Genomic DNA, 9,095 nt, shown 5'->3' with positions numbered 1-9,095 from the left:
CCCCCCCCCCCCCCCCCCCCCCCCCCCCCCCCCCCCCCCCCCCCCCCCACCCCCCCCCCTTTTTTTTTTAATGATACCGCGACCACCGAGATCTACACTTATGCGATCGTCGGCAGCGTCAGATGTGTATAAGAGACAGGCCCCGGCCGATCCGGGCGCCCCGCCGCCCCCTCCCAATGTGACCGTCAACATCCCGCCGGTGATAGTGCCCGTGCCCGTTCCGGTGCCGGTGCCGCCCCAGCAAGGTGGCGGTCAGCAGGGCGGCCAGCCCGCGCCGAGCGGTGGCAGCGGCCACGGGCCGATCCAGTGTTTCGCCTGCCACCCGCCGCAGCCGGTCCACCCGCAGCCGATTCACCCGCAGCCGATTCAGCCGCAGCCGATCCGCCTGCAGCCGCTGCAGCATCCCTGAGACAGCGGTGCACAGGGCGAGGCCGGGCAGTCAGTCCGGTCTCGCCTAGTGCCCACGCGAGCGCAGCGCGCGGTGGGCGTGCGGCCAGAACGGCATGCCCGCCACCACGGTCCCGCCGGTGGCGATGAGTCCGACCGCGACGTCGACGCTTTGGCGGCCATCGCGCGCCCAATACACGTCCTTGAGGTCCAAGAGCAGGGCGAGTTCGTCGACGATCATGGCGTTCGCGGCGCCGTAGGCGACGGCCGCCGCCGGATGCCGGCGTTGCCTGTCGGTTCCGCGCAGACCCACGCCACCCACCGTGGCCAGCATCCCGATGCCGATGTTGTAGTGGTGAAAGTGTCTGCCGCCCATCGACATACCACCACCCGACGGCCCATGGCCGGCGCGGATCCAGTGCGTGAGCGCCCGCAGTCCGGCGAACGTGAGGGTGAACGACGTCCAGGCCAGCACCGTCGCCTGCTCGCCGGGCTGCAGCCGCTCGTCCCATTGATGGCGCAGGCGCTCCCACCGAGATCTCGGTGCGTCGGTGCCGTCAGCCTCCATACCCAACGACGCTAGACCAATAGCATTTCGAAGTGTGGAGTCCCGTTGGGTGCTGCACCTGGACATGGATGCGTTCTTCGCCTCGGTCGAACAACTCACCCGGCCGACCCTGCGCGGACGGCCGGTGCTGGTCGGCGGCCTGGGCGGACGGGGCGTCGTGGCCGGGGCCAGCTACGAAGCCCGCGTGTACGGCGCCCGCTCTGCCATGCCGATGCATCAGGCCCGCCGCCTGATCGGCGTGACCGCGGTGGTGCTGCCGCCGCGCGGCGTGGTGTACGGGGTGGCCAGCCGGCGGGTCTTCGACACCGTGCGCAGCGTGGTGCCGGTCGTCGAGCAGCTGTCGTTCGACGAGGGCTTCGGCGAACCGCCCCACCTCGCGGGCGCATCCGCCGAGGACGTCGAGGCGTTCTGCGAGGACCTGCGCCGACGGGTTCGCGACGAGACCGGCCTGATCGCTTCGGTCGGCGCCGGCTCGGGCAAGCAGATCGCCAAGATCGCGTCGGGCCTGGCGAAGCCCGACGGCATTCGGGTGGTCCGGCGCGCCGAGGAGCGGTCGCTGCTCGCCGGGCTGCCGGTGCGGCGGTTGTGGGGCATCGGTCCGGTCGCCGAGGAGAAGCTGAATCGACTCGGCATCGACACCATCGGCCAGCTGGCCGCGCTGACCGACGCCGAGGCCGCCAACATCCTGGGCACGACGATCGGGCCCGCGCTGCACCGCCTGGCGCTCGGCATCGACGACCGCCCGGTCGCCGAGCGCGCCGAAGCCAAGCAGATCAGCTCCGAGTCCACCTTCGCCGTCGACCTGACCAGCCTCGAGCAGCTGCGAGAGGCGATCGACCCGATCGCCGAGCACGCGCATCAACGGCTGCTGCGCGACGGGCGCGGCGCCCGCACGGTCACGGTGAAGCTGAAGAAATCCGACATGAGCACGCTGACCCGCTCGGCGACGTTGCCCTACGCGACGACCGAGCCCGGCGCGCTCGTCGCGGTGGCCCGGCGGCTGCTGCTCGACCCCCGGGAAATCGGGCCGATTCGCCTACTGGGCGTGGGCTTTTCGGGATTGAGCGACGTGCGCCAGGAGTCGCTGTTCCCCGACCTGGACCTGGCGGGGGAGACCTCGGAGGGACAACCCGTAGAGACCGCGGCCGAGGCCATGTTCGCACCGGTGGCCGAAGCGGGCTCGCAGTGGCGGGTGGGCGACGACGTATCGCACCGCGAACTCGGGCACGGCTGGGTGCAGGGAGCGGGGCACGGCGTGGTAACCGCGCGCTTCGAAACCCGCGCCTCGGGGCCGGGCCCGGCGCGGACGTTCCCCGCCGACACCGCCGAGCTGAGCAAGGCCAACCCGGTCGATTCCCTGGACTGGCCGGACTACCTGAGCGCGCTGCAGGCCCTCGAAGCGAATGCGGCGTCAGCCCCAGCGGGCGATGACGTCGCCGACCGGTAGCCGCGCGGTCAGCGCGGCCATCATCAGCACCCGGGCCTGCGGCGGCCGCAGCCTGGGCACCATCACCGCGCCGGCGGCCGCCATCTCGTGCCCGGGCCCGTAGCTGGCGCCGACCCGGCCGCCCGGGACACGGGTGGACACCGCCACGGCGACCCCGGCCCGGCAATGGCGGGCCACCGCCTCGACCACCGCGTCGCCGGCGTTGCCCGAACCCAGCGCCTCGAGCACCAGGCCCCGCGCCCCGGCGGCCACGCACGCGTCCAGGGCCACCCCGTCGCTGCCCAGATACGCGGCGACGATGTCCACCCGAGGCGCGTCCGCCGCGCTGAGCCCGCCGAGCTGGGGCCGTGTCTTGGTGCCGGCCAGCGTGACGCCGCCGTTCACCGTGCCGATCAGCTCACCGGCGAAGCCGCTCAGGTCGTTGGTCGCCACCTTGGTCAGACCCAACGGCTGCAGCACCCGGCCGGCGAAACACAGCAGCACACCCAGGCCGCGGGCGGCGGGGTGACCCGCCACGGCCAGAGCGGCGCGCAGGTTGGCCGGGCCGTCGGCGTCGGGCGCATCGGCGCTGCGCATCGCCCCGGTGAGGACCACCGGGACGTCGCCCGCGTGGGTGAGCTCGAGCCACAGCGCGCTCTCCTCCATGGTGTCGGTGCCGTGCGTGACCACCACACCGTCGGCGCCGCCGTCGATCGCCGCCCGCACGGCGCCACGGATCCGGTCCCAATCGGCCGGCACCAGCTGGGAGCTGTCCAGCGCCAGCACGTCGACGACGTCGACGTCGAGACCGGCCGCCAGGTCGGCCGCGCCGTACGAGGGCCGGTGCACGCCGTCGGCGCCGGTGCCGGTCGATATCGTGCCTCCGGTGGCGATGACGGTCAGCCGGCCCATGATGAGATCATCGCGCACGCCGACCGCGAACATCGGCCGGCCCGCGTCCGCATTGGGGGATGATGTGAGAGTGCCCGAGGAACCCACCGGATCCACTGAGCCCGTGACCTCGACCGACGGGGCCGAGGATGCCGCCGCCACCGACCCGAAGCGGCCGCCGAGGCGGCTGCGCCTGCTGCTGTCGGTCGCGGCGATCGTCTTGGCCCTGGACATCGTCACCAAAGTGCTCGCCGTCAAACTGCTGCCCCCCGGCCAGCCGGTGCCCATCATCGGCGACACCGTGACCTGGACGTTGGTGCGCAATTCCGGGGCCGCGTTCTCGATGGCGACGGGATACACCTGGGTGCTGACGCTGATCGCCACCGGGGTGGTGGTCGGGATCTTTTGGATGGGACGCCGGCTGGTGTCGCCGTGGTGGGCGGTCGGGCTGGGGATGATCCTGGGCGGCGCCATGGGCAACCTGGTGGATCGCTTCTTCCGGGCGCCCGGGCCGCTGCGCGGCCATGTCGTGGACTTTCTGTCGGTCGGCTGGTGGCCGGTGTTCAACGTCGCCGACCCCTCGGTGGTGGGCGGCGCCATCCTGCTGGTGGTGCTGTCGATCTTCGGCTACGACTTCGACACCGTGGGCAGGCGCAGGCCGACCAGCGCCAATGACTGACCGCTCCATGCCGGTGCCCGAGGGGCTGGCGGGCATGCGGGTGGATGCGGGTCTGGCGCGCCTGCTGGGGCTGTCCCGCAGCGCCGCGGCCGCCCTGGCCGAAGACGGCGGGGTGGAACTGGACGGCGTGCAGGCCGGCAAATCCGACCGGCTGACCGGCGGCGCGTGGCTGCAGGTGCGCCTGCCCGAAGCCCCGGCGCCGGTGGAGAACACGCCCGTCGATATCGAGGGCATGACGATCCTGTATTCCGACGACGACATCGTCGCGGTCGACAAGCCTGCGGCGGTGGCCGCGCATGCGTCGGTGGGGTGGACGGGGCCCACGGTGCTCGGCGGGCTGGCCGCCGCCGGCTACCGGATCACCACCTCGGGCGTGCCCGAGCGGCAGGGCATCGTGCATCGCCTCGACGTCGGAACCTCCGGGGTGATGGTGGTGGCGCTGTCGGAGCGCGCCTACACGGTGCTGAAGCGGGCGTTCAAGCAGCGCACGGTGGACAAGCGCTATCACGCGCTGGTGCAGGGGCATCCGGACCCGTCGAGCGGGACGATCGACGCGCCGATCGGGCGGCACCGCGGCGGCGAGTGGAAGTTCGCCGTCACCAAGGATGGCCGGCACAGCCTCACCCATTACGACACCATCGAAGCCTTTCACGCCGCCAGCCTGCTCGACGTGCACCTGGAAACCGGTCGCACACACCAGATCCGGGTGCACTTCTCTGCGCTGCACCACCCGTGCTGCGGCGACCTCGTCTACGGTGCTGATCCGAAGCTCGCGAAAAGGCTTGGGCTGGAACGGCAATGGCTGCACGCCCGCTCACTGTCGTTCGCCCATCCGGCCGACGGCAGGCGGATGGAGATCGTCAGCCCCTACCCGCCCGATCTGCAGCACGCGCTGGACGTGCTGCGCGCCGAGGGCTGATCACCCGGGCTTGCGCGCCTCGACGAGCAGCCGCGTGGAGTGCGCGACGAAGGGCCCGTCGGCTTCGATGCGCTCGTGCAGTTCACGCAGCCGCTCCCGGTAGGCGCCGACCGTGAAGTCCGGCACCGTCCAGATCACCTTGCGCAGGAAGTAGATAACGGCGCCGATGTCGAAGAACTCGGCCCGCATCCGTTCCATGCGCATATCGACGACGTCCATCCCGGCGGCCCGGGCCTCGGCGCTTTGGACGTCGGGGTGTAACTCGGCCCATTTCTCCGGCTGCGGCCCGATGAAGTATTCGACGAGTTCGCCCATGGTCGCCGGCCCGATCTGCTGGGCGAAGTAGGTGCCGCCCGGCCGCAGCACCCGGGCGATCTCGGGCCACCGCACTGCGATGGGGTGGCGGCTTGTCACCAGGTCGAAAGCCGCGTCGGCGAATGGCAACCGCGGCTCGCCCCCGGTCACCACGACCACCACGCCGCGGGGATGCAGGCGTTGGGTGGCCAGGGCCGCGTTGGGCGGCCATGACTCCGTCGCGGCCATCGTGGGCGGAAACCTCTCGGCGCCGGCGAGCACTTCGCCGCCCCCGGTGTCGATGTCGCACGCGGCCGACACGCTCCCCAGCCGTTGGCTCATCTGACGCTGGTAACCCCACGACGGGCGTTCTTCGGTGGCGCGCCCGTCCAGCCAGGAGAAGTCCCAGCCGTCGACGGGGGCCGCGTCCGCCTCCGCAACGAGGTCGTCGAATGTGCGCCCCATGCCGAGCATGCTAGGCAGCGCTCACGGCGCGCGGCAGACGAATTTGGTGCCGTTCAACTCGAGCTTGACCTCGCCCTGGTGCTCCCAATACTCCGAGCCCTGCCGGCCGTATCGGGCGCCGCTGCCGGACGGCTCGAGGAAGAGGATCTCCTGGTTGCCCTTCCAGTTGAGCACCGCCGCGGGCGGGTCGAATTCGTTGTAGAACTGCGCGGTCAACGGCCCGGCATCGGCGGGGCACTGGTAGGTGACCACGGGCGGGCTCAGGGTGCCGGGGTCGGCGATGGCCAACTGGACCAGCCGCGTCTGATACGCCTCGACCAGGCAGGTGCGCGTTTCGGGGTTCTGCGAGCAACCGTCGCGTGTGGTCGCCCAGCCGTTCTGCGCGGACGTCAGCGCGCTCTGGTCCGCGCCGGGCCGGGCGAGGGCCTGTTGGTAGGCGGCCTGCAGACGGTGGTCGAGGTCGGTCAGCTGCGGATCGGCGCACACCTGCTGCTGGGCCGCGTTGGCCGGTTTGGCGCAGTCGAGTGCCGCTGCGGTCGGCGGGGTAGTGGTGGTGGTCGTTCCAGTGGTGGTGCCGGCCGACGGCGGCGTCGTCTTCGCACCGCAGGCGGCCAGCATCAGGGCCGCAACGATGACGGCGAGCAGTCGCATACCTGCTGACTACCGGTTGCGGGCCGCCCCCCGGGCGCGACACGCCGAGATTGCCGGCAATCGCGGCGGAGCGGTCAGACGGTGGCCTTGTTGGCGTCGCCCGTCGCGATCTCGGGAGCCAGCGGCGCGATGGCGCCGATGATCTCGGTCACCGTTTCGGGTGGGACCCCGGCCGCGGCGAGCGCGTCGGACAGATGCCTGGCCACCAGGTTGAAGTGGTGCATCGTGATGCCGCGACCCTGGTGCACTTGCTTCATCGGGGCCCCGGTGTAGGGCTCGGGCCCACCGAGGGCGGCGGCGAAGAACTCGACCTGCCTGCCCTTGAGGCGGTTCATGTTGGTTCCGGTGAAGAAGCCGGAAAGTTGGTCATCGGCAAGCACACGGACGTAGAAGTCCTCGACCACGACTTCGATCGCCTCGTGCCCGCCGATCCGGTCGTAGACGACCGGCTGTGGTTTGCGGAAGCGTGCCAGAATTTTCATAAGCCCGATTGGAACATTTCGGCGTTGCCCGCCAGTTAGTTCGCGATCACGCACGGATGTCTTTGCGTAACAAGCGGATTGCTCACTCTTGGCGGTTGTGTAGGGCGCGGCGTGAGACGCGCTGCCCGCGTTACATGCCAGCAATGTGCATCGAGCCGGGGGGCTGATGTCCTAGGTTGGCTTAATGACTCACGTCACATCGTTCACACCGCCCCGCAAGGAGCTCATGGTCAACGGGCAGGCCAGCTGCGGTCGGGGGGCCGACATCATCAGGAGCCGAAGCCGATGAATCTGGGTGACTTAACGAATCTTGTCGAAAAGCCGCTCGCGAACTTGGTGGAGAAGCCGATCGCGGCGGTGTCCCACATCGTCAACACCCCGAACTCCGCGGGTCGTTACCGTCCCTTCTATCTGAGGAATCTGCTCGACGCGGTACAGGGCCGCACGCTCGGCGAGGCCGTCAAAGGCAAGACCGTCCTTATTACCGGGGGATCGTCGGGCATCGGCGAGGCCGCCGCGAAGAGGATCGCGGAAGCCGGTGGCGTGGTGGTGCTGGTCGCGCGCACCCGCGAGAACCTGGAGAAGGTCGCCTCCGAAATCGAAGGCGACGGTGGCACCGCCCACGTCTACCCGTGCGACCTGTCCGACATGGACGCGATCGCCGAGATGGCCGATCAGGTGCTCAAGGACCTCGGGGGGGTCGACATCCTGATCAACAACGCGGGGCGGTCGATCCGGCGATCGCTGGAGCTGTCCTACGACCGCATCCACGACTATCAGCGCACCATGCAGCTGAACTACCTGGGCGCGGTCCAGCTCATCCTCAAATTCATCCCCGGGATGCGGGAGCGGGGGTTCGGGCACATCATCAACGTCTCCTCGGTCGGCGTGCAGACCCGCGCGCCGCGGTTCGGCGCCTACATCGCCAGCAAGTCCGCGCTGGACAGCCTGTGCGACTCGCTGCAGGCCGAGACCGTGAATGACGGCGTGAAGTTCACCACCGTGCACATGGCCCTGGTACGTACCCCGATGATCAGCCCGACGACGCTCTACGACAAGTTCCCGGCGCTGACCCCGGATCAGGCGGCCGGGGTGATCGCGGACGCCATCGTGCACCGGCCCCGCCGGGCCAGCTCGCCGTTCGGACAATTCGCGGCCGTCGCCGACGCGGTGAACCCGGCGGTGATGGACCGGGTGCGCAACCGGGCGTTCGTCATGTTCGGCGACTCCCACGCCGCCAAGGGCGACGAATCATCAAGTGATTCAACGCAATTCGACAAACGCAGCGAGACGTTTGTGCGGGCGACTCGCGGGATACATTGGTGACATCATGAGCCTTCCGAAACCTGACATCGAGACCACCGTCGTGATCACCGGCGCCTCGTCCGGCATCGGCGCCGAACTTGCCCGCGGGCTGGCCCGCCGCGGCTTCCCGCTGCTGCTGGTCGCGCGGCGCCGGGAACGCCTCGACGAACTCGCCAACGAGGTGGGCCAGGAGTACTCGGTGGCCGTCGAGGTGCTGCCGCTGGACCTCGGCGATCCCAAGGGCCGCGGGAAGCTGGCGGACCGGCTGCGCGCCGAGCCGATCGCCGGCCTGTGCAACAGCGCCGGGTTCGGCACCAGCGGGGTCTTTCACGAGCTGCCGCTCGAGCGCGAAAGCGAGGAGGTCACCCTCAACGCGCTGGCGTTGATGGAACTCACCCACGCCGCCCTGCCCGGCATGGTCCAGCGCGGCGCCGGCGCGGTGATGAACATCGCGTCGATCGCCGGTTTTCAGCCGGTGCCCTACATGGCGGTCTACTCGGCCACCAAGGCCTTCGTGCAGACCTTCTCCGAAGCCGTGCACGAGGAACTGCACGGGACGGGGGTGTCGGTCACGTGTCTGTGCCCGGGGCCGGTCCCGACCGAGTGGGCCGAGATCGCCAACGCCGAGCGGTTCAGCATTTCCATCGCGCAGGTCTCGCCGCACGACGTCGCCGAGGCGGCGATCGGCGGGATGCTCGCCGGCAGGCGCAGCGTGGTGCCGGGCGTCGTGCCCAAGGTCGTCAGCACCGGCGGCCGATTCGTGCCGCGCAGCCTGCTGCTGCCCGGGATCCGGATCGGCAACCGCTTCCGCGGGGGACCCGACCGCTGAGCTTGCGTCGCGGTCGCCCGGTCACAGCCGTCACTTCCGTCGCTGCGCCGGGTGATCGACGATGTGCCCGCCTCGCAGCGACAAAATCGGCTACCGCGCATGGTGTCTCGCATTGTCGCTATGAGGCGGGCACAAAGCCGCATCCCTCCGTTCGGGGGCGTAAGTGGCGGATGTGACAAAGCGGCCGCGCTAGGCTTCG

11 protein-coding genes are annotated in these 9,095 nt (G+C 70.2%); 5 read left to right on the top strand and 6 right to left on the bottom strand.

Going from position 1 to position 9,095, the window contains the following annotated elements:
- Positions 1–118: 118 nt before the first annotated feature.
- The gene (locus A5781_RS26470; protein WP_067206718.1) at positions 119–403 is read right to left on the bottom strand and encodes a hypothetical protein; all 285 of its coding nucleotides are present in this window, start codon (positions 401–403) and stop codon (positions 119–121) included.
- 51 nt (positions 404–454) lie between these two features.
- On the bottom strand, positions 455–955 hold the full coding sequence (locus A5781_RS13845) for a hypothetical protein (protein WP_067206715.1): 501 nt from the start codon (positions 953–955) through the stop codon (positions 455–457).
- Positions 956–1,004: 49 nt separating this feature from the next.
- On the opposite strand from A5781_RS13845, the gene A5781_RS13840 reads away from it, so the two are divergent.
- Entirely contained in the window at positions 1,005–2,402 is a 1,398-nt protein-coding gene (locus tag A5781_RS13840; protein ID WP_197503831.1) for a DNA polymerase IV, read from the top strand.
- On the opposite strand, the gene A5781_RS13835 is transcribed toward A5781_RS13840, so the two are convergent.
- On the bottom strand, positions 2,367–3,293 hold the full coding sequence (locus A5781_RS13835; protein WP_067206731.1) for an asparaginase: 927 nt from the start codon (positions 3,291–3,293) through the stop codon (positions 2,367–2,369). The two genes, A5781_RS13840 and A5781_RS13835, sit on opposite strands and share 36 nt — an antisense overlap.
- Positions 3,294–3,363: 70 nt before the next feature.
- On the opposite strand from A5781_RS13835, the gene lspA reads away from it, so the two are divergent.
- Together lspA and A5781_RS13825 are read left to right on the top strand one after the other, a co-directional pair.
- The gene (gene lspA / locus A5781_RS13830) at positions 3,364–3,951 is read left to right on the top strand and encodes a signal peptidase II (protein ID WP_082939339.1); all 588 of its coding nucleotides are present in this window, start codon (positions 3,364–3,366) and stop codon (positions 3,949–3,951) included.
- Positions 3,944–4,870 carry an RluA family pseudouridine synthase gene (locus tag A5781_RS13825; RefSeq protein WP_067206708.1) on the top strand — a complete coding sequence of 309 codons (927 nt, stop codon included), beginning with the start codon at positions 3,944–3,946 and terminating at the stop codon, positions 4,868–4,870. The genes lspA and A5781_RS13825 overlap by 8 nt, the downstream gene beginning before the upstream one ends.
- Here the strand turns inward: A5781_RS13825 and A5781_RS13820 are convergent, their stop codons facing one another.
- From A5781_RS13820 to A5781_RS13810, 3 genes are all read right to left on the bottom strand, one after another.
- A complete protein-coding gene (locus A5781_RS13820) occupies positions 4,871–5,629 on the bottom strand; it encodes a class I SAM-dependent methyltransferase (protein WP_067206722.1) in 759 nt (252 codons plus the stop codon).
- 21 nt (positions 5,630–5,650) lie between these two features.
- Entirely contained in the window at positions 5,651–6,280 is a 630-nt protein-coding gene (locus tag A5781_RS13815) for a lysozyme inhibitor LprI family protein (protein WP_067206704.1), read from the bottom strand.
- Positions 6,281–6,354: 74 nt separating this feature from the next.
- Positions 6,355–6,762, bottom strand: a complete 408-nt coding sequence (locus A5781_RS13810) for a group 1 truncated hemoglobin (RefSeq protein WP_067206700.1) — start codon at positions 6,760–6,762, stop codon at positions 6,355–6,357.
- A gap of 285 nt (positions 6,763–7,047) precedes the next feature.
- Between A5781_RS13810 and A5781_RS13805 the strand changes: the two genes are divergently transcribed.
- Entirely contained in the window at positions 7,048–8,088 is a 1,041-nt protein-coding gene (locus tag A5781_RS13805) for an SDR family NAD(P)-dependent oxidoreductase (protein ID WP_067206685.1), read from the top strand.
- Positions 8,089–8,092: 4 nt separating this feature from the next.
- Positions 8,093–8,896 carry an SDR family oxidoreductase gene (locus tag A5781_RS13800; RefSeq protein ID WP_067206682.1) on the top strand — a complete coding sequence of 268 codons (804 nt, stop codon included), beginning with the start codon at positions 8,093–8,095 and terminating at the stop codon, positions 8,894–8,896.
- Positions 8,897–9,095: the final 199 nt, after the last annotated feature.

Origin of the sequence: Mycobacterium sp. 852002-30065_SCH5024008, assembly GCF_001665645.1 — a bacterium.
GTDB lineage: Bacteria > Actinomycetota > Actinomycetes > Mycobacteriales > Mycobacteriaceae > Mycobacterium > Mycobacterium paraffinicum.
This window is presented reverse-complemented; position numbering and strand designations above follow the sequence as displayed.

Excerpts from the sequence above, each read along its gene's own strand:
- A5781_RS13825 (WP_067206708.1), top strand. The coding sequence starts at position 3,944 with ATGACTGACCGCTCCATGCCGGTGCCCGAGGGGCTGGCGGGCATGCGG.
- A5781_RS26470 (WP_067206718.1), bottom strand. The coding sequence starts at position 403 with ATGCTGCAGCGGCTGCAGGCGGATCGGCTGCGGCTGAATCGGCTGCGG.
- A5781_RS13835 (WP_067206731.1), bottom strand. The coding sequence starts at position 3,293 with ATGGGCCGGCTGACCGTCATCGCCACCGGAGGCACGATATCGACCGGC.
- A5781_RS13810 (WP_067206700.1), bottom strand. The coding sequence starts at position 6,762 with ATGAAAATTCTGGCACGCTTCCGCAAACCACAGCCGGTCGTCTACGAC.
- A5781_RS13815 (WP_067206704.1), bottom strand. The coding sequence starts at position 6,280 with ATGCGACTGCTCGCCGTCATCGTTGCGGCCCTGATGCTGGCCGCCTGC.
- A5781_RS13845 (WP_067206715.1), bottom strand. The coding sequence starts at position 955 with ATGGAGGCTGACGGCACCGACGCACCGAGATCTCGGTGGGAGCGCCTG.
- A5781_RS13805 (WP_067206685.1), top strand. The coding sequence starts at position 7,048 with ATGAATCTGGGTGACTTAACGAATCTTGTCGAAAAGCCGCTCGCGAAC.
- A5781_RS13800 (WP_067206682.1), top strand. The coding sequence starts at position 8,093 with ATGAGCCTTCCGAAACCTGACATCGAGACCACCGTCGTGATCACCGGC.
- A5781_RS13820 (WP_067206722.1), bottom strand. The coding sequence starts at position 5,629 with ATGGGGCGCACATTCGACGACCTCGTTGCGGAGGCGGACGCGGCCCCC.